This is a genomic window from Bacillus sp. FJAT-45037, assembly GCF_002797325.1.
In the GTDB taxonomy this organism is placed as follows: Bacteria; Bacillota; Bacilli; order Bacillales; family Bacillaceae_D; genus Alkalihalophilus.
The window spans coordinates 2,690,637-2,715,785 of sequence record NZ_KZ454938.1 but is presented as its reverse complement, the minus strand read 5'-3'; the positions used below and the strand labels follow the sequence as shown (position 1 = coordinate 2,715,785).

The 25,149-nt window shown below is 37.8% G+C and carries 23 protein-coding genes; 16 read left to right on the top strand and 7 right to left on the bottom strand.

What is annotated here, in order from left to right:
• The first annotated feature begins 747 nt into the window (after positions 1–747).
• The 5 genes from CDZ88_RS13795 (at position 748) to CDZ88_RS13775 (ending at position 6,765) form a co-directional block, all read left to right on the top strand.
• Positions 748–1,641 carry a tyrosine-type recombinase/integrase gene (locus CDZ88_RS13795; protein WP_100374099.1) on the top strand — a complete coding sequence of 298 codons (894 nt, stop codon included), beginning with the start codon at positions 748–750 and terminating at the stop codon, positions 1,639–1,641.
• Positions 1,642–1,647: 6 nt separating this feature from the next.
• Entirely contained in the window at positions 1,648–2,487 is an 840-nt protein-coding gene (xerA, locus tag CDZ88_RS13790) for a site-specific tyrosine recombinase/integron integrase (RefSeq protein ID WP_100374098.1), read from the top strand.
• A 16-nt stretch (positions 2,488–2,503) separates the two neighbouring features.
• Entirely contained in the window at positions 2,504–3,388 is an 885-nt protein-coding gene (locus tag CDZ88_RS13785; protein WP_100374097.1) for a tyrosine-type recombinase/integrase, read from the top strand.
• A 4-nt stretch (positions 3,389–3,392) separates the two neighbouring features.
• Positions 3,393–4,229: a tyrosine-type recombinase/integrase gene (locus CDZ88_RS13780; protein ID WP_157796560.1), complete on the top strand. Its 837-nt coding sequence runs from the start codon at positions 3,393–3,395 to the stop codon at positions 4,227–4,229.
• Positions 4,230–4,353: 124 nt separating this feature from the next.
• Entirely contained in the window at positions 4,354–6,765 is a 2,412-nt protein-coding gene (locus CDZ88_RS13775) for a hypothetical protein (RefSeq protein WP_100374095.1), read from the top strand.
• Between the two features lie 382 nt (positions 6,766–7,147).
• On the opposite strand, the gene CDZ88_RS13770 is transcribed toward CDZ88_RS13775, so the two are convergent.
• Positions 7,148–7,333 carry a hypothetical protein gene (locus CDZ88_RS13770; RefSeq protein WP_100374094.1) on the bottom strand — a complete coding sequence of 62 codons (186 nt, stop codon included), beginning with the start codon at positions 7,331–7,333 and terminating at the stop codon, positions 7,148–7,150.
• A 74-nt stretch (positions 7,334–7,407) separates the two neighbouring features.
• On the opposite strand from CDZ88_RS13770, the gene CDZ88_RS13765 reads away from it, so the two are divergent.
• Positions 7,408–7,821 (top strand): hypothetical protein, encoded by a 414-nt coding sequence (locus CDZ88_RS13765; RefSeq protein WP_100374093.1) that lies wholly within the window; start codon positions 7,408–7,410, stop codon positions 7,819–7,821.
• Between the two features lie 113 nt (positions 7,822–7,934).
• Positions 7,935–8,102 (top strand): hypothetical protein, encoded by a 168-nt coding sequence (locus tag CDZ88_RS17485; RefSeq protein WP_157796559.1) that lies wholly within the window; start codon positions 7,935–7,937, stop codon positions 8,100–8,102.
• 173 nt (positions 8,103–8,275) lie between these two features.
• Here the strand turns inward: CDZ88_RS17485 and CDZ88_RS18030 are convergent, their stop codons facing one another.
• Positions 8,276–8,506, bottom strand: a complete 231-nt coding sequence (locus tag CDZ88_RS18030; RefSeq protein WP_100374704.1) for an integrase core domain-containing protein — start codon at positions 8,504–8,506, stop codon at positions 8,276–8,278.
• 257 nt (positions 8,507–8,763) lie between these two features.
• Here CDZ88_RS18030 and CDZ88_RS17480 point away from each other — a divergent pair, with 257 nt between their 5' ends.
• A complete protein-coding gene (locus CDZ88_RS17480) occupies positions 8,764–8,925 on the top strand; it encodes a hypothetical protein (RefSeq protein ID WP_157796558.1) in 162 nt (53 codons plus the stop codon).
• Between the two features lie 191 nt (positions 8,926–9,116).
• Complete coding sequence (locus CDZ88_RS13755; RefSeq protein WP_100374092.1) at positions 9,117–10,145, top strand: hypothetical protein; 1,029 nt, start codon at positions 9,117–9,119, stop codon at positions 10,143–10,145.
• 669 nt (positions 10,146–10,814) lie between these two features.
• On the opposite strand, the gene CDZ88_RS13750 is transcribed toward CDZ88_RS13755, so the two are convergent.
• Both CDZ88_RS13750 and CDZ88_RS13745 read right to left on the bottom strand, forming a co-directional pair.
• The gene (locus CDZ88_RS13750; protein WP_100374091.1) at positions 10,815–11,378 is read right to left on the bottom strand and encodes a competence protein ComK; all 564 of its coding nucleotides are present in this window, start codon (positions 11,376–11,378) and stop codon (positions 10,815–10,817) included.
• A 78-nt stretch (positions 11,379–11,456) separates the two neighbouring features.
• Positions 11,457–11,738: a helix-turn-helix domain-containing protein gene (locus CDZ88_RS13745; protein ID WP_100374090.1), complete on the bottom strand. Its 282-nt coding sequence runs from the start codon at positions 11,736–11,738 to the stop codon at positions 11,457–11,459.
• Positions 11,739–11,925: 187 nt separating this feature from the next.
• Between CDZ88_RS13745 and CDZ88_RS17905 the strand changes: the two genes are divergently transcribed.
• From CDZ88_RS17905 to CDZ88_RS13730, 4 genes are all read left to right on the top strand, one after another.
• Positions 11,926–12,297 (top strand): DUF1028 domain-containing protein, encoded by a 372-nt coding sequence (locus CDZ88_RS17905; RefSeq protein ID WP_332849226.1) that lies wholly within the window; start codon positions 11,926–11,928, stop codon positions 12,295–12,297.
• Positions 12,298–12,317: 20 nt separating this feature from the next.
• Complete coding sequence (locus tag CDZ88_RS17900) at positions 12,318–12,557, top strand: putative peptidoglycan binding domain-containing protein (RefSeq protein WP_332849225.1); 240 nt, start codon at positions 12,318–12,320, stop codon at positions 12,555–12,557.
• Between the two features lie 283 nt (positions 12,558–12,840).
• Entirely contained in the window at positions 12,841–13,812 is a 972-nt protein-coding gene (locus CDZ88_RS13735; RefSeq protein ID WP_100374089.1) for a hypothetical protein, read from the top strand.
• Between the two features lie 490 nt (positions 13,813–14,302).
• On the top strand, positions 14,303–15,793 hold the full coding sequence (locus CDZ88_RS13730) for a transglycosylase SLT domain-containing protein (RefSeq protein ID WP_100374088.1): 1,491 nt from the start codon (positions 14,303–14,305) through the stop codon (positions 15,791–15,793).
• Between the two features lie 48 nt (positions 15,794–15,841).
• On the opposite strand, the gene CDZ88_RS13725 is transcribed toward CDZ88_RS13730, so the two are convergent.
• From CDZ88_RS13725 to secA2, 3 genes are all read right to left on the bottom strand, one after another.
• Complete coding sequence (locus CDZ88_RS13725; RefSeq protein WP_198507865.1) at positions 15,842–17,254, bottom strand: L,D-transpeptidase family protein; 1,413 nt, start codon at positions 17,252–17,254, stop codon at positions 15,842–15,844.
• A gap of 79 nt (positions 17,255–17,333) precedes the next feature.
• Complete coding sequence (locus CDZ88_RS13720; protein WP_100374087.1) at positions 17,334–18,224, bottom strand: accessory Sec system S-layer assembly protein; 891 nt, start codon at positions 18,222–18,224, stop codon at positions 17,334–17,336.
• Between the two features lie 22 nt (positions 18,225–18,246).
• Positions 18,247–20,607 carry an accessory Sec system translocase SecA2 gene (gene secA2 / locus CDZ88_RS13715; RefSeq protein WP_100374086.1) on the bottom strand — a complete coding sequence of 787 codons (2,361 nt, stop codon included), beginning with the start codon at positions 20,605–20,607 and terminating at the stop codon, positions 18,247–18,249.
• Positions 20,608–20,793: 186 nt separating this feature from the next.
• Here secA2 and CDZ88_RS13710 point away from each other — a divergent pair, with 186 nt between their 5' ends.
• The 3 genes from CDZ88_RS13710 to CDZ88_RS13700 all read left to right on the top strand — a co-directional run bounded on the left by CDZ88_RS13710 (position 20,794) and on the right by CDZ88_RS13700 (position 25,133).
• Positions 20,794–21,114, top strand: a complete 321-nt coding sequence (locus tag CDZ88_RS13710) for a hypothetical protein (RefSeq protein ID WP_100374085.1) — start codon at positions 20,794–20,796, stop codon at positions 21,112–21,114.
• Between the two features lie 183 nt (positions 21,115–21,297).
• The gene (locus CDZ88_RS13705; protein WP_198507864.1) at positions 21,298–23,070 is read left to right on the top strand and encodes an N-acetylmuramoyl-L-alanine amidase; all 1,773 of its coding nucleotides are present in this window, start codon (positions 21,298–21,300) and stop codon (positions 23,068–23,070) included.
• A gap of 155 nt (positions 23,071–23,225) precedes the next feature.
• Complete coding sequence (locus CDZ88_RS13700) at positions 23,226–25,133, top strand: M14 family zinc carboxypeptidase (protein ID WP_100374083.1); 1,908 nt, start codon at positions 23,226–23,228, stop codon at positions 25,131–25,133.
• The last annotated feature ends 16 nt before the right edge of the window (positions 25,134–25,149 follow it).

The window sequence follows — 25,149 nt, the reverse complement described above, 5'->3', positions numbered from 1 at the left end:
AAATAAAAAGAAAGGACTGACCATCAGGTTGGTTCTTTCTTTTTTAGTTTTACTATTATGGTAGATGGTAGGAACAATATCATTTTCCGTTCTATATTTGAATGTGGTGGGTATCCAGTATTATTAAAGGTTTCTTGATTCTTTGAAAAGTGTTTGAACACTCTCATGTAACCCTTTTTTACTCTGTATTTACTGAATATTAAAAAAGAAAGCAAAAAGGGTGTTATGTGGATAAAATACTAACTTTTTAAAAAGTGGAATTGTCAAAGAACAGACGAAGAAGTGTCGATTAGCACCTTGTGACAAATTCCAGTGCAGAATCAATTGTTAGTGTTTTTTCGGAAAGTTTGATATTGAATAACTATAAACTTAAGCTAGTATTGTGTATGTGTGGTAAAGACCATTCAACAAAGGAGTAGCTTTTAATTTAATATTTTCCACTGCTGTCGGTCTGTAATTAGGTGTTGCAATGGGTGTCTTCCCTTCTATACTTTGATGAGTTCGATTCGTTTTGTAATTGTCATAAATCTACTGGTGAAGCATTTATGAAGGTGAAGTAAAGTGAAAAGGTTCTCATACCGTTACATGAAGTAAATATTTATTATTGAAAGTCTCCTACGTTTCTTTTAGGGGGCTTTCTATATGTATATTTACATTTTATTTTACTAATGTAGGTTTAAAACAAATAATAATGTTAACAATACTATTAGATTTCCAGTCATTCTAAGAATAAAGGAGGTGCGGTGCATGAATCAAAATGAAAAGTATTGGCGTACCGAGATTGAAACAATCTCTGAATCAACGAAAGCAGTTTTAAATGAATACTTATTGAGCTTGAAGCTCGCTAACAAAGCAGAAGCAACTATCACTAAGTATCGGGCAGTGCTAGAAAGGTTCTTTTCTGAGTGTGAGGTACCGTTGGAAGAAATGACTTCGGACGATGTGCTAACATGGTTGACATCTTATTCTGTAGATAAGAAACCAAAAACAATTGATCTTGTTTTATCTACCCTATCTTCTTTCTTTCAGTTTTGTTTAGCGGAAGAGTATATTGATAACATGGTCATCAAAAAGAGGTGGCGGCCGAAAATCCCTCAAGCACTGCCACATTACTTGACGGAGCAAGAATTAGCAAGAGTCAAACTAGCAGCTGAGACATTAACCCTTCGAAATCGAGCTTTAATTTTGTTCTTATTCTCATCTGGTTGTCGAAAGACCGAGGTTGCCAATCTATTAATCAAAGATGTTCAACTAACAAGACGGACGGCTGAAGTAAGAGGAAAGGGTTCAAAGATTCGACATGTACATTTCTCTGAGGAGTGTGCCTTAATTTTAAAGGAATATCTTCAAAGGAGAACTTGTCAACCTACTGACCCTCTCTTTCTCAATAAGTTTGGAGGAGCTTTAAAACAAACAGGTATCTATCTAGTGGTCACTAATCTAGGGAAGAAAGCAGGCTTATCTCACTCTCTTTTCCCTCATTGCTGCCGCCATACTTTTGCAACCAATATGTTATCAAAAGGGGCGGACCTAGAGTTTATTGCCGATGAAATGGGACACAACGATCTTAATACGACTAGAGTATATGCCCGAATCCCTACAGAAGATATGAGGCAAGCCTATCAAAATAAAATGGGGTAGAGATGAATGACAAAAAATGCGAAAGCTCAAGAAATATTTTTTGCTGATCACCAAGCAAGATTTAGTAACGAGACCATTCGGAGTTATCGAATGGCGCTCTCCCAGTTCTTTTCTACATGTGAGGTCGATTATGATGTAGTGAAAGCCACCCATATTCGCTCGTGGTTAGCCTCTTTAGAGGAACGTGGGCTTAAACCTAGATCCATTCACCTCAAATTATCAGCAGTGAAGTCTTTCTATCATTATTGTATGGAAGAAAATATGATTAAGAGAAATCCCACCGCTACTGTGCACACACCCAAGAAAGATGATTCTCTTCCTTATTATTTATCTAAACGACAAGTAGCCGAGCTTCAAGAATTAACCAAAAAGGATGTGAGAGATCGAGCAATTGTAGAAACGCTTTTTGCTACAGGTGTCCGAATAAGTGAACTACTAGGTATTAAACTAGAAGACGTACGCTGGGACACCAGACAAATTTGGATTCGTCAAGGGAAAGGTAATAAAGAGCGGTTCGTGTTATTTACTCATGATTGTGGAGAACGTCTTCATGCTTATCTTGAAGATCGAAAAATAGAAAGTCCCTACTTATTTTGTAATCATCGGGGGAATTGTCTAAGTCGTTGTTTTGTAGATAAGAGATTTCAATCTTTTACTGAAGAATTAGGCTTTCGAATTACTCCGCATACAATGCGCCACACATTTGCTGCCCATTTAGCAGAAAAGAATATGCCACAAAGCTATATTCAGGAGTTATTAGGCCATGTCAACATCAACAGTACTCGCATCTATACTCGCCTTAGAGAACAAGCTCGAAAAAAACAATATGATCAATATCAGACGTAAATGGGAGGTGTGAAGGATGGAAAAATCACCTTGGAAAACGTCAAAAGTTATTCTTAATCAAGAAAATAAGCAACTAATAGAAGAATTTCTACTGATGATGAAGCTGTCTAATCGAAGTCTTCAGACGATCTATAGCTATAAACTGTGGTTGCAAACGTTTTTTGCGGACGAACTACGGGCTTTTGATCAACTCAGTTCAGAAGATATCTATGAAAAGTTAATACCTTATATTGATGGGAAAAATGTGGCTTCTTCAAGGAGACGATTAAGTATTTTATCTTCTTTTTATACATTTTGTATACAGGAAGAACACTTATCCACATCTCCTATTAAGAAAAGATGGTATCCAAAGATCCCTCAGCCTTTGCCTAAGTATTTGGATAAAGAAACGATTTCAAAAACTCGGTTTCAAAGTGAGAGTATGCCTCTTCGTGATCAAACATTGGTCGAACTTTTTTTAGCTACGGGGTGCAGAGTAGGAGAGCTTCATTTACTAAATATAGAAGAGGTAAACCTTGAGACTCGAACCGCAAGGGTTATTGGGAAAGGAAGAAAAATCCGTTATGTACACTTCACTGATCGTTGTGCATTATTACTTGAGAAGTACTTAGCTAGTCGTCGTGATGACTCCCCAGCTTTGTTTGTTTCAAGGTACCTAAAGAGGCTCAGTATAAGAGGAATGCAACATGTCATCGAAAAAATTGGGGAAGAAGCCGGATTAGACTTTAGGCTGCACCCACATCGCTTTCGCCATACTTTTGCGACCGAGTTGTTAGCGAAAGGAGCCGATTTAGCTTTTATTAGCGAAGAATTGGGCCATAGCAATTTAGCTACCACACAAATTTATGCAAGACTTCCGAAGCGAGAAATTGTTTCCATGTATCGCAAGTTTATGGGGTGAAAGAATGGAACTTCAAGAAGTGATGGAGAAATTTAGAGCAGAATATCGATTTCATTTAGCGGAAAACTCAATGAAGGAATACCTTGCTACAGTGCGATTGATGGTTGAAAGAGTAGGAGTCCCACTTGAGCAAATTCACGGTAAAGAAATTAGAACATGGATGAGGTTATTGGAAGAGGATGGATATCAACTTAGCAGTATTAGAAGATTTTTGTTTCAGTTAAATCTCTTCTTTCAATTTTGTGTGGAAATAGGGGTTGTGACGCAACATCCACTCCGTTCCATTCGTTTTCCGGGTGAAAAAATTTCAATCCCTTATTACCTTCGTCCCTCTCAAATGAACCAACTACGAAAGCATGTTCAAGGCAATCCTCAAGAGAGAGCCGTGGTCGAATTACTTTACGCAACAGGGGCACGTTTAGCAGAGCTTGTGGCGATGAATCGAGAAGATATTCAGTGGTCGGAAAGGACGATTCACATTCCTAGTGGGAAGGGGCAAAGAGGAAGAATGGTGTTATTTACTCGGCAATGTGAGGAGTACCTTAAAGCTTATCTCTCTTTGCGACGAGATGATTTGCCCTGTGTCATTGCCAATCCAAGACAAAGAGCACGTATTAGTCGACGGACGATTCAAAGTTGGTTTTCGAGATATAAGGAAGAGTTAGGGTTTCATATGAGTCCCCATGTGATGAGGCATACTTTAGCTGCTCATTTAGCAATGAAAGGCATGCCTATTGCGGGTATTAAGGAAATTTTAGGGCATGATAATATTAGGCATACCCAATTGTATGCTCGCCTGTACTCAGAGGCTCGAAAAGAACAATACGATGAGTGGATGTAGCCACTCATCGGGTATAGGAGACCTTCGTTAAATGGTCGTTACCTATACTAAATAATTTTACAGTAAATCGTCTAACCACCTGATACAAAAGGGATAGGGCGTTTTTTTATTATACCAGATTGAAATGGAAAGTGCGATTAACGCTACTACAATCGAAGTAACATTCGAAGGTGCTGACGAAGCTGTAGAAATCGAGCTTGAAGCAGCGTTAGTACATGGTGAAAACGAAGTAACATTCGAATACAATGGTAAAGAATTCACTGTAACAGTTGACTTTGTTGACGAATCAGTAGTTGCTATTGAAGAAGCAACATCGGCTGTTGAAGCTTATGAAGCGGCTACAATCTCAACTTTCGCTTACGTTGCACCTACAACGGAACTTCATGAAGCGGCACAAGAAGCTGTGGATGCATTAGAAAACGAAGAAGCTCAAACTGAACTTCAAGAGCGTATTGATGCGAAAGTTGCTGCTGTTGAAGCACAATTAGTTGCGGTTGTTAAATCTGTAAATGATGCTACTAACCAAGTTCAATTATTATCTTCTTTAAACGGTTTCTTCTTAGAAGTTGATAGTGCACGTGTAGCTGATTATATGACATTGAAAAATTCTGTTGAACCTACAACAGTTGAAGAAATTCAAGTTGACGTTGTTTATACTACAAACGTAGAATCAGCGGTAAATGCTTCAAGAACACAAGTTCAATTACTTGCAGCTCTTGAGAACGGTCAAGCATTAGGAGTCTTTACTGGTGTTCGTGCGGATTATATCGTTACTTATGCTGATACTTTGATTGCTGATGGTTCAAGCTTCACAAGAACTCAAATTCAAGAAGTTATTAACACAGCAACAGAAACTATTGTAGAAACAGCAGAATCGGCTGTATCCGATGCAGAAAGAACTCCTTATAGTGATGTGGCTCTTGCAAATGCAGTAGCTAAAGTAGCGGAAGTTCCGTCTGATCTTGTTGATGAAGATGGCGAAAATATCCTTGCAGGATTTGAAGCACGTCTTGCTGATGTTAAGAAAGTAAATGAAGTATTGGCCGGAGCGAAAGTAAGCCAATTACGTTTACTAGCTGCACTTAACAACAATGGGTTTGGACGTGTAAATGTAGATAAGATTTCAGATTACTCTACTGCGATTGTAGGATTTGGAGAAACACCAGAAAATCTTACAGTAGAAGATATTCAAGCTGAAATTGATGCAACTAACTTCGAAGTTGCTGAAGAAACTATTGGATTATTAAATAACTCTTCATCTAACACAGACTTTGCTAATGCATTAGCATTACTAGACTTTGTTGTAGCTGATGGAGAAGATGAAACCGTTAAAGCTGATCTAAAAGTTTCATATGATGAGAAGAAAGCTTTATCATCTGCTGCTAAATTAACTGGAGCTTCAACGAATGCTGCAATCACGTCTGCACTACAAGCTCTTTCAAGCTCTTCTGAAGACTTTGACTTTGCTACAGTTACAACTGCATACTTGAATAAATATGCTGATAAAATTGCTGAAGCTGCGGGTGTAGAAGGTGCAACTTTAAATACTATTACAGCTGGAAATATTCAAACTATCGTAGTTGGCGTTGCTGTTACTGAAGTGGCTACATTAACAGAAGCTAGCACTGATCCACAAGTATTAGCTGCACTTACAGCACTTGCTAAGGCAACTGAAGACTTTGATATTGATACAGTAAACACTTTACTATTAAGTGACTATGCGTCTGCAATTGATACTGATGGCGTAGTTAAAGATACTGCTTCAGATATTCAAAATATTATCAATGGAGAAAATAACGCCGAAATCGTTCTTGATAATATTGCAGGATTTACTGCAGATGAAAATGCTCCTGAATTATTAGTATTATTAAAAAATAATGTATTAAACTTAAGTAATATTGTTGATGCTAATAGTGCTGCATACTTTGCAAATGTTTCGACAATTAAGACTGCTGCTGAGGTTGATGTTGATGGTCCTGCTGCAACTACTGAGGAAGTGGCTACTGCAAAAGCTAATTTACAAGCAGAAATCAACGCAGTTAACGCGGTTGTATCTTTAGATGCTGCAACTACGGCTTCTGCTGCTAGAACTGCATTAACTTCATTCGCGCTTGTGACTGCTAATTCTTCAGAACCTGGTGAAGGTGAAGAAGATACAGATGCTGCTACTAATTACATTAACCTAACAAATGCAGCGAAATTGGAAGTTGCTGAGTTAGTATTAGCTGAAAGAACTTCTGATGGATTTAAAACAGTAGGTACAGTTACTACTGAACTAGGAGATCAAATTGATGCTCGTAAAGCATTAATGGATGGAGTTAACACTGCATCAACAATCTCAGCAATGAGTTCTGCTCTTGATGCTTTAGAGTATGCTTCATTCGAAGCTTTAAGCTCAGCTGAAAAATTAGAAGTTTCCGAAGCATTCCTTGCTGCCTTCCCAATGACAACTGGTGAAGATCCAGAAAAAATCAAATACACTACTCTAGCTGGAATTAAAGCTGCTGTAGATGCTGCAATTGCTTCAACAAACTAATATCTAAACTGTTATAACAGGAAAAGCCAATCACTTCGGTGATTGGCTTTTCTTGAGTTATTTTTCAGGAGGATAATTACGACTCTTCAACATCTTGGATCAATTGCTATGACTTTAGATGAACCATTCCCGGACTTCAAAACTTTAAGACCTAAATTTCACTTTTATTTATGTGGGCAAAACTCTATTAAACTAGAACACTTGTCCAAAAAAATTTGAACAAAAGAAGGTAAGAATGGTCGGTAACAAGACTACTCTTGCTTTTTTACTCTATAATTACTGAATATTATAAAAATAATTGAAGGTAAAAAAGGGGTTATGTAGATAAAATACTAACTTTTTAAAAAGTGGAATTGTCAAAGAACAGACGAAGAAGTGTCGATTAGCACCTTATGACAAATTCAAGTGCAAAATCAATCGTCAGAGTTTTTTCGAAAGCTCGATGCCAATTCAGCATTCGTTTGAATGTATCTTTTTTCAAGTTCTGAATTAACTCTAAAAATGCAATGAATTCATCCACCTGATTTTCAAATGTTTTCATATAGCGAACCTTTAACCAGCCCGCCATTTGTTGCATTTCTCTAGAATTAAGCTGATACAATAGATTTGAAGGTTATCAAATTAGGATGGGATAGATTCAATATGAAATATGGGTTCTTTATAGAAGATATTACAAACTTCGAGGAATTAGTAGGATATCTAAAAGAGCATATAAATAGAACATTCAATCGGTTAGGTAGAAAGAAATCATCAAGATTGTTAAAGAAGAAACTCCATTTCTTAATCCATGAATATTTAGAAGAAGAGGTTCGGACATACGGTTGGACTGATGATGAGGAATTCGAACAAGAGGATGCAGCTAGAATGTTTCTTCAAGTATTCGACGTGTATGATCATGAACTTTATAAAAAATGGAAAGAGATATTCCGTGATGAGATTGAAGAATGTTTTACCTTTGAACCGAGTGAAAAAGAGAGATTAGAACATGAATTGAAATTACATATTAAAAAGCTAAAGGGAAATCCGATTATACCTTTTCGTGATATTAAAAGTTAAAACTGTATCAACTAACAAATCAACCATATATTATAATCATAGAATAGCGATTCTACCTTACTGCTCTAATTCCAAAAGGGATTGGGGCTATTTCTATTTAGGAGGAATGTTTAATGATTAATGAGTATGGTAATGAAGAGGTAGTATTAAGAGACGAAGCATTCAAGCGTAGGAAATATCCAGCTAAGAGTGTGAGTATTGTTAGTGTAAAGCAAGTAAGAGAATCTAGTGTGTTTAGCAAAATAAAAGTACAGAGCTTTGCAAAGAAAAAATCATGCTGAAACTTTACATGGAGAGGTGGGCATGGCAGAGCCAAAAAGAATGGCATATCAAGGAAACCCTATTCGAAGCAATTTTTGAGAATTGTGAAATGGAATGAATGAAAAGTTAAGCTACTTTTTGTATGTATGGTACAGACCATTCAAAACAGAAGTACCTTATAATTTCGACTTTTTTACGGAGCTTGTAAGGTAAGTAAGTGTTGGAATCGATGTCTTCCCCCTATACTTTGATGAGTACGGATCGTGTTGTAATAATCATAGAGGTACTCGTGAAGAACGCATTGTAAGTGAAGCTGGATTAAAGGAATGGAGTGATCTAGTAACTTACGCTTGATCGTTCCAATAACTTTTTCTACATAAGCATTTTGCCAAAGTGATCGGAATGTTGTTCTTTTTGAATTGATTTGTGATGATGTTGATAATCCTTAGGGCAAAAAATAGTGTCGTTTTCATGAGCTAGGTATTTAGGTACTTCATCATTAGGAGTGACATGACGAAACTTCAATGACCCATTATTCAGTAGAATGTTCTGTCACACCAAAAGAGATGATCTTTCGGGTCTGTTGATCAATGATAACTAGAACATATAGTAGGTTAAAAGTTAAGGTTGAGATGGTAAACAAATCTGTTGCCCAATTTTCTGAGCCATGATCTTTAAGGGATGTCTTCCATTGATGGTGCTACCCAACCTTTAAGCATTACAGATCAGTTGATTAAGTTGAAAGAAGCTCAAACAAATGCAACATTCGGTTCTGCACTAGTTGCATTGGCTAAGGACAGTGCTTCACTTGATGCGGATTCTATCCTTTCATCAACTTACTAAAAGGATTTGACGCGAAAATAGCAAAATCTGCTATTGATTACAGTGAAGACATTGATGAAGCTATCATGAACCTTTATATTACATGATAGGTGGTTTACTTCTTTTTAAATGAATAAATGGTGCCTTTTATTCGAGGGTCTAACATTATATAATTAATTAGTAAGTAAGTTGATAAGAGGAGGTATACTCTTTTGATAGATATCGAAAAAGTCCCCGCAACATTAGCCGAGGAAGTATCAGAGTTAAAGAGTAAGTCGTTAATAGGTTATGAATGTACAACTAGTCCTTCTTATAATGAAGAGAGTTTATATTTACAGTTAAATTCCGATTTGCACTACTATGAAACTCAATGGGGTTGGGGTAAGGCAGAGCTAGATTCATTGACGAAGCGTATCCAACATCTGATTTTTAATGATGAAGCTAGAGAAGAGTGTGAACTTCGTCTAAGTTGGTTAGAGAAACTCCATAAGGCAAAAGACTTAGTAGCAAGTATGAATAATGTTGACGATATGAATCATGCCTTAAAACTATTAAGGTCTGTGCAAACGTCTCCTTTGAAAAAGGAATTAATGGTAAAAGTAGAAGAGTACAAGAAGAATTTCATTGTTGACGAGCTGCAGGAAGAAGCCATTATTGATGCTTTCTCACAAGTGAAAGAAGCAACTACAGCAGAGGCCGTAATGAATGTACTTGTTGAACATGTAGGAGAGCGTTATATTAACTTGTCCAAAGCCGGTAGAGTGGCAGTTGCTAAGGAAGTAATGAAGAAAAAGGATTCATATAGTCACATAGAAGACGTTATTCAAGATACTACTTATCTATCTAACGAGTTAGAAGCTAAGGTTGAAGCGTTAGCGAACTACGAAGATGAAATACAGTTTATTAATCAGCTTAAACAATTACCAATTGACGGATATGGCGAATTAAGTCTAAATTCTAAAGCTGATATTGCTCGCAAGATTCCGAGTATGAACGGATGGAATAATAGTCTAGCTACGTTATCTAGAGTAATTAATACATTGATAACGAAGATGGAAATGGAAAAACTGCACCTTCAAACTGTAGACGAAGATTTTGATTCAATTTACTTCGACTCCTCTGGTACGCTTAAAAGAGGAGCAAATTCTTATCATGAATTGAAGAAACAAGGTGCTTATGTAGCCAAGCAAAATGGTGACTATATTTTAACGGAGATTATTTTTGAAAAATTACAGAAATAATCAAACTAAGAGTGTCTGTCCCCCACTGTGTTAATATTTTGTTTATACGAGGGAAAGATGTTATAAGTTGAAAGAGTGACATCAGTCCTTCATTTCACCTAAAGACAAGAGAGGATTACTACTAATTGTAGTAGTCTTTTTTTATTTCGTTGAACAAACACGATCCAAAAATTTTCTTATAATTGTGCGGTCATTTTATAAGACACACAGTGGGGGTAGGTGACTTCCTTCAAGTGAAAAAAATTGTAACAATGCTATTTGAATCACAGTGCATGTGTGAAGCTGTGATTCAACTTTGTGAACCCTCTGATTTTTCTTTTGACAACAAAGAGCATGGCGATAAAGGACGCTCAGAAATTAGCGGAAACCTATGAAGCGGCCATGACGACAGCGACAATCGATGCTTCAAACCCCTGAGTAGTGAACTGCACGGGGGGGCTGTTTAGATTAAGTAATGGCATCATCTAGAGAAGAGACATCATGGAATTTCAACCACTCGGAGTAACGTATAAGAGCTAAAGTAGTACCGCTAATTAAAGTATATGATGCAATTGTGTAGTGCAAGAGAAAATAAAGAGTAGTGCAATGACTTGTGCAGAACTTTTATGCATACTTTTCGTCCTTCCACCTTAGTACGTTAACTTATGAGGGTAGATTAGCATAACACTGTCATGATGGGATCTGATTTACCAGGCCATTTGGAAAGGTATGTATAGCTCCGTGTAGCTTATAATTCGGGTGGAATAGCTGCGGCGTATGATAGGAAGCTTGATACGATAGCTTCACCATACAGTAGGATGTCCGCTGCATTTGTCGTTCGAAGCTTGGGTAGGAGATATCAATCGTTAGTGGGTTGTTATTGTAAAGTTGTACGATCGTTTTGGCAGGCTCGAATGGATGTGGATGAAATGATTTGATATGGTGATAGAAAAGCCAGACGCATTCGAGATGGGTCGGGGAGTGAGTGGGGAAGGCATAGATTTGACTAGTTGTGTTAATCGGGATCGGGATTTTGTTTTGCGCCCGTGTCAGCTCACTCACGGCTTGCCTCCGCCCGTCATAGGTCGCACCGCCTTCAATACATGCGCGCTTGATCATCTGGATCGCCGTCTCTTTCACATAGAGAGTTTGATGACCCTCGAGAACGAGCGTTTCACATTCGATGTCATAAGCGGGCATGATGGCGATCGTGTGCGTGGAAATTTCGTACGTTTCAAGAATCTGTCTGTGCATAATTAAAGGCTCCTTTATCGGGGGATGTGTGTCAGGAGGATCTATCGTGGGTTATCTTTTGAGTAGGAAGGATAGCGGTCAGTCTTCTTCGTCGGGGTCATATTTCTTTAGTTCAGCAGTGATCAACATCCATGCTTCTGTTAGTATCGGATTCGACTGCTTTATTTTAAGCGCATATTGGAACTTAAGAAGTGTGGTCACGGAGATATTATGTTCCCCACGTTCAACTTCTCCGACGTATTTTGTATTAAGGTTACCCAAGTCGGCTACATCCTCAATCGTCTTGTCCTGCACTATTCGCAAATTACGTAGAGACGTGCCAATCAACCGGTTCATCTCATTGATATCTAGATCACTCAAGAAGATCATTCTCCTTTTTAAATCTATTATCAAAGTGAGAGAGGAAAGTGACGACCGTCTATAGACAGCATATTGGGGATATGTGGTAATTTTTCAAAGAATTTTTTTGCGTCAGACCCCCACTGCACTAATGCTGTACTTGAACGGGGGACAGGCACCAATATAAATATAACGAGGAGTTGTTACGATGAATAAACCAGAAATGATGGAAGATAATCTTGTGGCTACCTATTCCATTGTGGTCTGTGACCCTGAAACAGGAGAATTAGGTATTGCCGTTCAGTCGAAGTTTTTAGCTGTAGGTGCTGTTGTCCCATGGGCTAAGGCAAATGTTGGGGCAATTGCCACGCAGTCATGGGCGAATACGAGCTTTAGTCCAAGGGGATTACAGCTACTAGAGGAAGGTTATGAGCTGGAAAAGGTAGTGGAAATTCTTTTAGAAAATGACGAAGGCAGAGAGTTACGACAATCTGCAGCCCTTTATGTGGTGAAGGAAAAGGGCAGTTATGGTGGATTTAATGATCGACAATTGATCATCCAGAACCGATTGAGGAGCTGAAAAGACTTTACGACTTACATATGCTTTATTTAGCGAAAACGGATGCCTCTGCACTGGTAGATATCGAAGGAAAAATCATCGTTGAAGTGGAAGAAGCCCTACATAAACTAGGATTGCTCGAGACGACAGATAACCCAATTGCATTAAAGGAAGCATTAAAAACCTTCCACTTACAGGAAAACTTCGATGACAAATATCGAGAGGATAACAAAATAGATATCGCTGTGTTACGATTTATGAAAGGGAAAGCTGGTAGATGAGGTGCCGGGATATGGTGCTAGGCACCATATATGGACATTTTGAATGAATTATCTACTTGGAATGGACACTAAAAAAGAGAGTTATCGCATGAAGTTACGGTAACTCTCTTTTCCTATTCACCGAGTACCACATCAACCAACAATTCAACAAAACAGGCCTGGGCATCACTTATAGAGGTCCAAACAAACACCATTGAATTTCTGTATTCATAAACTTTGAATTGGACCATAGGTTACAAACGTGTATGATAATAGAGAATCAATCATTTTAGGGGTGCTTTCTGTGAAGATAAAAATGAAGATTATAGTACTTATAGGATTAATAGCTTTTAATATCTGGTTAGTGCCGAAGTTGTATAAAGAAATAGTTGTCAATTCCAACCCACCTCACCAAGTAGCAGCAGAAGTAGATGAAGTGGAGGAGTTAGTGAGTGAAGAGGTCGATGAAATAGAGGAACCGATAGAAGAGCTGCAGAAAAAGGAAGTGGAAGAAACCGAGAAAATAACACCAGCAAAAGAGCCTTCACCGGCACCTGAGGTCATGAAAAATAAAATAAAAGTAATGGAGAAATCAAATGACTTCAAAATAGGATATGGGAGCTTTGAATTCGATTTTTCAATGGATCGCGAATCGATACAAATGTATTTAGGTATTCCTGATAGTGAGGTTTATATAGAAGGTGAAGAACTACATACCTATGATTATTTTTATGAAGACATCCGCTTTTCCTTTTTCCCTCAAACCGGCGACTTGTTTGCGATATCGTTTAAAGCATCCACCGAAATACTTCAAACAGACTGGTTCCAACATCTTGTAGGGGATAAGCTGATAGATGACGCTGTGACTATTACGAGTCTAAATAAAAATACATTTTTAGACATTGAAGTAAGCGAGAATGTTGCAGTCAAGTTATATTTAAATTTAGAAGGACCATCCTTTTACAATGAAAGTTATGCAGAAGAAGAGACTACACATACCGAAACGACTTTCCCGATCAATGTTATTCCTCATAACTCAGATGAACACCTGGAATTGTTAGCAAGAGAGTTTGTCAGAATGCACGTTGACCCTGAGCGTCAAAGGATGGCAAATTATTCAGGAGAACTGAGATCCAGAGAAGCCCAACACGCTAGAGTATCCGTCCGGGTAGATGAACTATCCAGTTTTCACCCTACTAAGTCTACTCGATATAATGTCATTCTAGATGTTCGAAGCGACCAACCGGCGGCTATTTCCATGCAAAAGGTGGAGTAGGAGTAGGTTGATGATCGAGGCTATTGCTAAAGGCAATAGTTTTTTTCTATTATTGGATAATTTACCTCTTGTGTTAAATATTAACTTTTTAGCTCAAGAATATTTTTTAGGGCGTTAATTTGAGTGAGAAATCTTTTATTATGCTATTAAGAAGAAAGCTGATTTGGGAATCCATGTATTGCACCCTGTAGCATATAAGTCGGATGGAATAACTGCGGAAATTGATGGAAAGCTTGATACGACAGCTAGACAATACAATAGGATGTAAGCTGCATTTGTCGTTCGAAGGTCGGATAGGAAATATCGATTGTTAGTGGGGTGTTGTTTTATAGTTGCACAATCGTTTTATCAGTCTATTATTCTATGCAACTTCAAGAGGAATCCTTTTATGTGAAGGATACTACAGTGACTCAATAGATGGTTTTATTTGGTAGGGCACCTGTGTTAATCTAGTAATATAGTAGCTTTAAAACTTGTGGAGGCGGTATTTATGTTTAGAAGAGTTTTATTATCTATGATTTTATGCTTAATGGTAGTTGGGTTGTTAGCCCTACCGACAGTTGGCGCTCAATCCCCAACAGGTCAAGAACTGACATATAAAGAAAAGAAGGAAATGTTAACAGAGGTAGCGATTGAACACGGGATTCCACCAGAGATTCTAAAAGCAATTGCTTATAATGAGAACGCGATGAATCAATTCAATGATGGTGAGCCAGCAATTGCTCCCGATGGTGGAATTGGTATGATGCAAATTACCATTCCGCAAGAAGAGTTAGATAGAAGAGGGTGGGATCTCGACCGAATTAAATATGATACAAGATACAATATTGAGATCGGTGCACAATGGTTAAAGGAAAGATGGCAGTGGGGCTTCCTACCATCCGTAAATGATAAAGACCCACGTAAACTAGAACACTGGTATTTTGCCATTATGGCTTACAATGGCTTGTCGTTTGTAAATGATCTCGAGCGCAGTCCGACAATACCATATCAAACAAGAGTATACGATGTGATTAGCAATAACAGTTTAATTTCTCCATATAAAGTGACTGAATTTGAGACGAACTATAACAACGGGATGTTAACATTTAATGGGACGAGAGATAACTATGTCTGGCCACAAGCCATTACTTATTCTACACAGATGTTCCAACCAGGCGATCAAGTGACGACTCGAGCCTTTCCTGCAACGCTAAGACAAGGGCCTTCAACAAGACACAATCACTTAGGTCTTATAGAGCCTTATACCACACTTGAGATTGTTAGTGGACCACATGAAGTAGATATAGAGGACGACCATGCAAATCATTATGTATTTTATGAGGTGAAAGGCGGTCAGTATCACGGGTATACCGCGTCATCAAATTTACAAGATCAACAGCAACAACTATCAATACCTAATACACCGCTACCGACTAACCATCGAGCAAATATCGCAAGAACAGCAATTCTAACGGATGATGTACCTATGCTTAGAAAACAGGATGATGGGACATTTGTGGAAATTAGAACATTTGATCAAGGTGAGGGCATTCGTACGTTTGGTGTAGATGGTTATTATTATCACATTGGAGGAAATGATTATATAAAGAATGAACCAAGAAAGTTATCTGTCATGATTGGGAGATTGTTTATTAAAGAAGAAACGATTATTTATGAAAAGAATTCGAACGGAGAGATGACTAAATTTAGAACAGCAAATCAAGAAGAAGCTCTACGAACATTCTCCTACACTCAAGATTATTATCATGTAGGCGGTAATAATTACGTAAAGAATGATCCAAGTAAAGTAGAGTTCTTTAAAGGTTATGCAACAATTCTTGAAGACACTACTTTGTATCATCCAGATGGAACTTTCAAGCGTACAGTCAAGCAAGGGGAAGTCTACCGTATTTCAGATATTGATCGGTTACAACTGAAATTAGAAGATGGCTCTTACATATTAAACACAAGAGGCGTTGTTAGATACATTATTGGTTAACAATAAGAAACCGAACTCTTAGTATAGTAAGAGTTCGGTTTCTTTATTTTAATGACTAATGCGTTCAAGTAAGGATTGTTCCCAATCTAGTAGGGACTGATTGATCTTGGGTAGTACTGGGTATTGTCCAGGGTGAAGGGCTTCGCCAGCTACTTTAATTCGAATACTTCTGTTCTTAAGTCGTTCTATTAATTCAAAGGTTGCGTCAAAGTCTCCAGTTGGATTAGCATTTACTCGACTTTCTAGCTTTCTTAATTCCTCGTAGATCGTGACTTCCCAAATCAGCGATTCACGCTGGATTTTTGCAGGTAATACAAATTGTTCTGAAGCGAGACGGCGATTTTCAGAACCAACAATTCGTCCTACGGCTCTTTCTGTTCGACGAATCTCACTCGATAAAAAGTGATACGCTGCAACGGCCTCTTCATCTAATCGATCTAGATCAATAAATGGTTTAAGTGATTGAACGGCTTTTTCAAGATCCTGACCGGTCTTAGATACATCAATAACTCGAGCCGCTCGTAAACGGAGTGTGTCTGCATGTTCTAGTTGTTGCTGTAACCATTGTTTCTTTGATGAAGGGTGTAGTGAATCAATACGTTTAGTCGCATCTGCTATATGTCGTTGCACGCCATGATACTCATTTAGAAATTTAGGGGTAGTTAGTGCATCGTTTGGCTGTGCTAATGTGTAGAACGGTTGTAAGTTCCTTGCAGCAAGTTGAGCATCGATCACATGAGACTGAGCTTTATCTTCAAGGTGTGTGGTAATTAAGTTATTAATATTATTATCTACTCCAATAACAATATGTGGAGACTTGTCTTGTTTGAGCCAATTTAATAAAGTAACCATGTTCGTTTCTGATACCGCCACACACCCGGCAGTCGGGCTTGTTGAACCTCGCCAAACATGTAAGAAGATCGCACTTCCCTTTCCCGCAACGATAGGGTCTGTATTATAATTAATCGTTGTACCATACTTATATAGAGGATGATTCATTCGTTCGAAACTTTTCCATCTACTTGACGGATTTCCGGAAAAAGATATCCATTTGTTATAGTCAGGGGAAGTAACATCATCAACCCAATAATCGTGTTGACCTGCCCGCTTATAAGGGAACGTACTCGATGAGGGTTTCACAGCTGTTCCAAATCCATAACCTATGGAATAAACCCCCATTGGAGTCGTTCCATCTCCTTCTCGTTTATCTAGATTCATCCCGTTCGGGCCAAGCACAGCAGCCATCGGTCTATGGGCCTCAACCCAACGACCATTTCTCTTTTCATACGTATAGAGTGTAGCCTGATGATTCGAGCGATGTGAAGAAGACACAATGATTAGCTGCTCCTCATCGGTGAATTGTTCAATAGAAGGAAATGATGAAGCGTGGCTTGTTGTTGGAACATAAAAAGTGAAAGATATCACCATTAAAAGCATCATAAAACCCATCCTAATTTTCATTATCATCATCTCCTGTCTTTGTTGTTTATTGAAGAAAAGCTCGACAAAATCTGTTTGTCGAGCTCTTTTTTTCGAAAAATTATTTAGTTGCTGGTGGATATATTTTCCATTTTGTAAGGTCAATATTTTCTTTCGTTTGCATATGGGATGGATAAATAAAGCTCCATGGTTTACTTGTATTAGGATTTACATAAAAGTCGCCAAGCTTGAATGTCCCTTTAGCTACGATCTCACCGCTTGCATCTTCAAGGACAAGAGGCAATTGTTCTAGGTTGATCTTCTTGTTACTGCCGTTTCTTACTAAAGCCGTAATAACGAGATTACCTTGTTCTTGCTTTTTCGCTTGCAAGCCTGTGAAATTAACTTCGCCAGACTTTAAAGGTTCTAATGTTTGAATGAATGTAGCTAAGCTTTCCTTTTCTTGATTAGATAGAGAGGCTTCCCAACTCTCTGAAAGTTCTAGGGCATGTTTTGTTCTATTAGGTTTTAACGCAAATGCTAGTTTCCAATCTTTTTCAGGAAGAGATCGTTCTAAAGCTAGATCCGACTCAAAAAAGAATATCCAAGGACGACTACTTCGAGCAGGAATTTCCCCAACTTTTTCTAGTGGAAATTCTTTCTTAGCTAATGTTTGGTTTTCAGGGTTTAATAGAACCAATGTTGTTTTATTTAATTTGATCGATCTATCTAAACTATTACGGATAAATGCTGTGACTGTATACCCTTGCTCTGAACGCTCAAGGTTAATACCAGACAATGAAAGTTGATTACTTTTGAGTGGGGCACACTCCTGATTCAGAAATTGATAAACATACATATCCTCTTTAGCTAGTTGCCATGAGGGGGAGATAGAGAGTGTAGTGGTAATGTCAGCTTCTACAGCTTTTGTTGTTACATCAGCCGTCATATAGCTTTCTATCCCTTGGATTTCTGGCTTTTGTTGATTCTTTTTTTTGAAGAATGGTATCATGTTTATTTACCCCTTTTAGTGGTTACATAGTCTTGCTGTGCTCAATATCATTAAAGGCTTTCGCCACATAGATACTGACATCTAATTCAATATTACGATACATTTGTTCGAATAAGTGGAAGCCTTCTCGCTGGAAAATGCGTATAGGGTCTTCTTGACTGTAGCTTCTTAAACTTATCCCTTCTTTGAGCCTATTCATTTCTTCAATATGCTGTAACCAGTGAAAGTCGATAGACATTCTTAGAATATTTTTAAATGTAGAATCTAAACTTTCGTCCCCGATGGAATCATGTAAGCGGGCGATATAATCAGAAGCTGCTTGATGAATACGAGAATCTATCTCTTCACGATCTATATCCTCGATAGCCACTAGTTCCACATCAATATTTAAAAGCTTTAATTTACTTTCTAATTCATCAAGTGCCCATTCTTCTGGTAGAAGATGATCAGAGCAATATTGATCAATAAAGTAGGTATAACTTGATTTAATCATGGCGGTAGTAGTTTTTAACAAGTCCTTTGATTGAAGAACATTGTTACGTAGTGTATACACAGTTGTACGTTGCTCATTAACGATGTCATCTAACTTGAGTGTATACTCTCTAATAGAATAGCTTTGATTTTCACACATAACTTGGGCTTTATTAACTAATGTATAAGCTTCCTTTGCTGTAATCATACCAGTAGAGTCGGCTACTAACTTCGGCTGTAAGACTTCAACTTCCTCGCTAGCGAAACGTTGGATAATATCATCTTCTAATGAAGTAAACATTTTTGTTTCACCAGGGTCTCCTTGTCTACCAGATCTCCCTTTTAATTGGTTATCGATTCGTCGGCTTTCATGACGTTCAGTACCAATAACGTATAAACCTCCGAGCTCAGCTACTCCTTCACCCAAGATGATGTCCGTTCCTCTACCGGCCATATTTGTAGCAATTGTCACTTGATCTTTTTGACCAGCAAGAGAGATTAATTTCACCTCTTTTTCAAGGCTTTTAGCGTTTAATAATTGGAATGGGACATTTTCCTCTTCAAGACATCTAGCCATAGCTTCAGATTGGATAATAGATGAAGTACCGATTAGAATAGGCTGCCCTTTTTGATGTCGCTTTTTGACTTCAGTAGTTACCGCTTGATATTTTTGTTCTTTGGTCAAGTATAGTGAAGGATCACGATCAATTCTTAACGGCTCACGATTTGTAGGAATGGCTATGACATTCATGCCATAAAGAGATTGGAATTCCTTCTCTTCGGTCTTAGCCGTTCCAGTCATTCCAGCTAATGTTGGGTACATTCGATAGTAGTTTTGAATAGTAATCATGGCTTGGGTTTTATTTTCTTCTGTGATACCGAGGTTCTCTTTAGCTTCTAATGCTTGATGGAGCCCATCACTGAAAGTACGTCCATCCATAATGCGTCCTGTGAACATATCCACTAACTTAATTTCGCCGTCAGAAACAATATAATCTACGTCTTTTGAAAACATAACTTTCGCTCGTAACGCTTGGAGAACAAAATGATACAACGTTTGATGGTCAATATCATAGAGGTTATCAATCCCGAAAGTACGTTCAATAGTTGTAATACCATCATCAGTTAAATTCGTTGCTTTCGTGAATTTATCATAAATATAATCGGTATTTTCCTTGAGTGAGCTAGCAACTTTAGCACATACCCGATAAAGATTAGGTGTAACGGAGGTTTTCCCCGCAATAATAAGTGGTGTTTTAGCCTCGTCAATTAATACGCTGTCAACCTCATCAATTAAAGCATAATGAAAAGGACGTTGTACTTGATCTTCTTTTTTTGAAGACATATTATCTCTAAGGTAATCAAATCCAAACTCATTCCCAACACCATATGTAATATCAGCATTATAGGCTTCTTTTTTTTCTGCGCTAGACAATTGAGGAATGTTCAATCCAACGGTTAACCCTAAAAATTCATGTAATTTTCCAATTAGTTCACGGTCACGATTGGCAAGGTATTCATTTACTGTAATAACATGAACACCTTTTCCCTCTAGAGCGATAAGATAGCTTGGAAGTGATGCTACTAAAGTTTTCCCTTCTCCAGTAGACATTTCAGAGATGTTTCCATCTGTTAATGCTAGTCCACCTATTAACTGTACGTCGTAGTGCCTTAAACCTAAAACACGTTTTGAAGCTTCTCTAACTACGGCAAAAGCTTCAACTTGTAGGTCATGAATAGTCTGTCCATCTTGGATCGCTTTTTTAAAAATGGTAGTTTTTTCTTTTAATTGTTCATCAGAAAGGTCTTCCATCTTTGGCTCTAAGTCATTAATGTCAGTCACTTTACTAATATATTTCTTTAAATCTCTATTTTGGAAATTCTGGACAATTCTCTTAATGCCAATTATCATGATAAATCTCTCCTTACATCTAAAAGCAAGCATTTCAAACTCAGTGTGATTATAACATTATTAGGAATACCTAGCCATATATCAAATTAATGAAAAATGATACTTGTTTCCCTAGAAGTACCTTTGTGTCGTCTGTTATAATAAAATATAGAAAATGTCGAATTTCTTTGGAGGTAACTAAAAAACATGGAGAATGTTAATTTTTCTAAGAAGATTATTGGTGAATATAAAAGTAAAGCTTGGGCTATAAAAGTTTTTGAGAAAATGGAACTAAATGAAGATAGTGATGGTGAGGTACTTGTAAAGGCAATATTTGAATCGAGTAATAACCTATTCTATCCAGGTTTTCTAGCCTATGCCGAGGTTGATCTTGATACTTTAAAAGGTGTATATATGATTTCTGAGAGCGATGATCAATTTAATCTAATTCCGTATGAACTAGCTAAAGATTATCTTAAAAAAGATGCAACTACTTTAGAACCTTTCACATATACAACTTTGAGTTAATCTTAAAAGAATCGAAACCACGAAAACTAGCTACAAGTGCTAGTTTTCGTGGTTTTTTTGGGTTAATTGGTAAAAAAATATAAAAAATATGTAGTAATGAGTAGAAAGAATGATGAAATATCTGCGAAAATAGTCGATAATAAGAAAAGATTAACAGTTTTAAAAATGAGAGGAGTTTTTAGTGTGTGGAAAACAAAAGTCTCACTAATAAGTATGTGTATGCTACTCATTGCAAGTATGCTACTACCTACATTAGCAGTTGAGGCATCAAGTGTGTCCGTCACTCAAGTCAGAAGCCAGGTACAATCAGCAGAATCCGAGGCAAATAAATTGTGGCCTTACTTTAGCTTAAGTAACACCAATCAGGTGACTTACTCTACTGCATTTAATACACAATATAATCGAGCAGTTTCTTCAATTAATACTGCGCAAAACTCTATTAATCGATTAAATAACTCGTCAGATAAGACTGCATTACAACAACGTTTGAATTCTGCGAATAATGTTCGCTTTCACGCGGCTCATCTTATCGATGCAATTCGTCAAGGTGATCGTCTTCAAGAAGAATTAAACCGATTCAATCAAGCAATTAACAAAGGTCAAATAAGCGAGGTCAATGACCTATATGATCAGTTTACAAGTCAAATTCGTAGAGTAGAAATGCATGTAGGTCGTGTATATGGATCAAATAATAGACAAATTGTTGGCAGTAAGTACATAAGACCAGCAAAAATTGCACAAGAAAGAACGATTTACGAGGTATCTCAGTATCGTTTATTAAATGATATCCATACGATTCTTCTAAATGGGAATCATAGCGTAGCCGCAAGTGAACTTGCAAAGCTGTCAAGGTTGAACAACCGCGCATCAGAAATTAAGGCTGCAGGTGGATATCAAAATCTTCCAGCTTCAATCAATTCGCAGTTGCAATCTATTGAACAAACAACAAGATCTAACTATGAAAATGTGAAAAATGGCGAACCGATTGATGGAATCAGTCAATCAAATGCGGTGATCGGAACGATTACAGCTTCAGTATTAAATGTCCGTACCCAACCTAATGCATCATCAAGTACATTGGGTCAACTTCGTCAACATGACTCTGTTGAAATTGTTTCAATTGAAGGTTCTTGGGCCGAGTTTTATTATAATAACTCTACGGCTTATATTCATACAAACTTCATAAATTTTGGTGAACAGACAGATGTAGGGATGGTTACGGCGACTTCTTTAAATGTTCGCTCAAAGCCTACGGCACAATCTAATCAAACAGGTCGCTTAACTATTGGTACGTACGTTCAGATTTATCAAATGGTTGGTGATTGGTCATTAATTCGTGTAGGTGATTTGCTAGGTTTCGTACACTCTAGTTACGTGAAGAAGGGAATTCCAAATGAAGCTGCAGCCTTAGTTGGAAGAACTATTGCTGTTGATCCTGGACACGGGGGAAAAGACCCTGGTGCCGTAGCATTCGGTGTCCGTGAAAAGGATGTTGTACTAAGTGTCGGACTATTGCTCGAGCAACGATTGAAGACTGCTGGTGCAAATGTTGTTATGACTAGAAATAACGATACATTCATTGAATTACCAGATCGTTCACGCATTGCTAATGATGCAGGGGCGGAGATCTTTGTGAGTATTCATGCCAACGCTGCAGGAGCTTCCTCAGCTCATGGAACTGAAACTTACTGGAATGCAAACCACAGTAGTGCAGAGAGTAAGGAACTTGCTGAAAAGATTCAGAAGAGATTAATTGCTGCCTTGAATACACGAGATCGCGGTGCCAAGGAAGGCAACTTCTCTGTAATTCGTCATACAAGAATGCCAAGTGTTCTCGTAGAGTTAGGATTTGTTACAAATCAAAATGAAGCTCAACGTTTAACACAAGCTAGTTTCCAAAGAGATGCGGCTGAAGCCATTTATCTTGGAATTCTTGATTATTATCGTGATCGTTAATAGACGAAAGACCTCTAATAAGGGGTCTTTTTTCTTCGAATTTAGGATATCTTTATTTAGTAGATACACGTTATATAACTGACAATCTAGTTCGGATATTTAGTAGAATAATAGATAAATCTAAACTATAGACTAATAGAGGAGCGGATAAAGCAATGAACAGTTTTAAAATAAAAGGGAAAATAATAATATTAGTTTTACTCAGCTCACTTTATTTATTTGGATTTCAAGATAACACTCATGCCTCTATTGTAAATCCAAAGCAAACGTATACATACGCCATGATGGAAAGAGATATATTGGCAATCGCAGCCAAGTATCCAGACTTAGTTTCTTACAAAGTAATCGGAAAAAGTGAATATGGTCGAGATATATTTGCAGTATCGGTAGGTAAGGGACCTTCTAATATTTTAATAACAGGCTCTCACCATGCTCGGGAATGGATGACAACAAACTTGAGCATGCATATGATCGATCAATATGCCAAGGCCTATCAAACTAACTCGAATTTCGGCCCATATCGTACGAGAAACATTCTTAATGATTCAACTATCTGGTTCGTGCCGATGCTCAATCCAGATGGTGTTGAACTTCAACAGAGGGGTTTATCAGCACTCCCATCAAGTCAGCATACTTCTCTTCTTGTTATGAATGATGGAAGTCCGAATTTCAAAAGGTGGAAAGCCAATGGTAAAGGGGTAGACCTTAACCGTCAATATGATGCAAACTGGGCTAATATAAGAGGGAATCCCGGCAGACCTTATTATCAAAACTATAAGGGACCAGCACCTCATTCTTCGCGTGAAGTTCAAGCACTCGTTAATTTCACTCACCAGATAGACCCAGAGATGGCAATAAACTATCATTCAAGTGGAGAAGTGTTGTTCTGGAACTACAAGCAATCTGGAGCGCGTTATCAACGAGATTTAAGCTATGCAAGAGGTGTGAGCAACCTAACTGGCTATACCCTTATTTATTCGGGTGCAAACCCTTCTGGTGGAGGAATGACAGACTGGTTTGTTGATAAATGGCATCGACCAGCCTTGACCCCAGAGTTAGGTAGATATGTCGGGCAAACGAATCTACCAATCTCTGCTTATGATCGGATTTGGCAACAAAATCAAAGAGTGGGGCTATATATCGCGCAAGAGGGGCATAAGTTATTTGTTCCACGCATAACGGAATTTGCAACAGCTCAAGTGAAAAGTAGTCAACTATTAGCTAATCGCTTAGACCCGTATTATCGAATTTCTGATGCTGGTGACTTTATTATCTCAAAAGAATTCATGGATTTATACAACCATAATAGACGTCAAATAAGTCGTACACACACAACGCTAGAGAAGATTAATGGTGGACAGAAAAATTGGTTGCTAGATCAATTAGCTTATGCAGAAGAAAAAGTCTTAAGGTCAGCTTATGTAATTGATGTGGGGAATAATGGAGTAAGAGTAAATCATGCTTCAGCAGACGTTGAAGCACATATTAGAGCAGACAAGTTAACGGATAGTGCCGTGTCGGCGTACCATCACTTATCAAGTGAAATTAGAAGGGCCGAAAATTCAATTGGACGTTTACCGGGTTCTTCTAACCGTGCATTAGCAAGTAATACATTTGTCCTTCCTGCGAAAATCAAACGGGAAGCTTTGATCTTCGAGGTGACATTATATGAGTTGTATAATAGAGCCGAAGAGTACCTTGCAAATGGGCAATTTGATCAAGTCGAAAGAGAGCTTAGTTTATCAAATAGAATACAAAATCGAGCAAATCGAATCAAAGAGGATGGGAATAGATTACATCCAGGAATGTATCCTCAACTTAATGGGATCGAGCAGCAATTAAGTAGCTGGGAGGAAGACATTCGTAATAGGTTGATAACAATGCAGTCGTCTTCACAAGAACATATGGACTCATCGGCTATACAGGAAGGGTCTGAAGAAGAAGCAATCGTAGAGAGTGAAGGAACACTTGATCAAGCTGATGATAAAGTCACAGAAGAAAATAGCCAAGAAGTTGCAGAAGAAACAGTAGAGGGAACTAAATTCACCGAAGAAGATGAGTAATTAACGAAAAAGAAGA

What these genes read in the sequence shown, in the direction of transcription:
- CDZ88_RS13795 (WP_100374099.1), top strand. Translation starts at nt 748, where the DNA reads ATGAATCAAAATGAAAAGTATTGGCGTACCGAGATTGAAACAATCTCT.
- xerA (WP_100374098.1), top strand. Translation starts at nt 1,648, where the DNA reads ATGACAAAAAATGCGAAAGCTCAAGAAATATTTTTTGCTGATCACCAA.
- CDZ88_RS13785 (WP_100374097.1), top strand. Translation starts at nt 2,504, where the DNA reads ATGGAAAAATCACCTTGGAAAACGTCAAAAGTTATTCTTAATCAAGAA.
- CDZ88_RS13780 (WP_157796560.1), top strand. Translation starts at nt 3,393, where the DNA reads ATGGAACTTCAAGAAGTGATGGAGAAATTTAGAGCAGAATATCGATTT.
- CDZ88_RS13775 (WP_100374095.1), top strand. Translation starts at nt 4,354, where the DNA reads ATGGAAAGTGCGATTAACGCTACTACAATCGAAGTAACATTCGAAGGT.
- CDZ88_RS13770 (WP_100374094.1), bottom strand. Translation starts at nt 7,333, where the DNA reads ATGGCGGGCTGGTTAAAGGTTCGCTATATGAAAACATTTGAAAATCAG.
- CDZ88_RS13765 (WP_100374093.1), top strand. Translation starts at nt 7,408, where the DNA reads ATGAAATATGGGTTCTTTATAGAAGATATTACAAACTTCGAGGAATTA.
- CDZ88_RS17485 (WP_157796559.1), top strand. Translation starts at nt 7,935, where the DNA reads ATGATTAATGAGTATGGTAATGAAGAGGTAGTATTAAGAGACGAAGCA.
- CDZ88_RS17480 (WP_157796558.1), top strand. Translation starts at nt 8,764, where the DNA reads ATGTCTTCCATTGATGGTGCTACCCAACCTTTAAGCATTACAGATCAG.
- CDZ88_RS13750 (WP_100374091.1), bottom strand. Translation starts at nt 11,378, where the DNA reads ATGCACAGACAGATTCTTGAAACGTACGAAATTTCCACGCACACGATC.
- CDZ88_RS17905 (WP_332849226.1), top strand. Translation starts at nt 11,926, where the DNA reads ATGAATAAACCAGAAATGATGGAAGATAATCTTGTGGCTACCTATTCC.
- CDZ88_RS17900 (WP_332849225.1), top strand. Translation starts at nt 12,318, where the DNA reads ATGCTTTATTTAGCGAAAACGGATGCCTCTGCACTGGTAGATATCGAA.
- CDZ88_RS13730 (WP_100374088.1), top strand. Translation starts at nt 14,303, where the DNA reads ATGTTTAGAAGAGTTTTATTATCTATGATTTTATGCTTAATGGTAGTT.
- CDZ88_RS13725 (WP_198507865.1), bottom strand. Translation starts at nt 17,254, where the DNA reads ATGAAAATTAGGATGGGTTTTATGATGCTTTTAATGGTGATATCTTTC.
- CDZ88_RS13720 (WP_100374087.1), bottom strand. Translation starts at nt 18,224, where the DNA reads ATGATACCATTCTTCAAAAAAAAGAATCAACAAAAGCCAGAAATCCAA.
- secA2 (WP_100374086.1), bottom strand. Translation starts at nt 20,607, where the DNA reads ATGATAATTGGCATTAAGAGAATTGTCCAGAATTTCCAAAATAGAGAT.
- CDZ88_RS13710 (WP_100374085.1), top strand. Translation starts at nt 20,794, where the DNA reads ATGGAGAATGTTAATTTTTCTAAGAAGATTATTGGTGAATATAAAAGT.
- CDZ88_RS13700 (WP_100374083.1), top strand. Translation starts at nt 23,226, where the DNA reads ATGAACAGTTTTAAAATAAAAGGGAAAATAATAATATTAGTTTTACTC.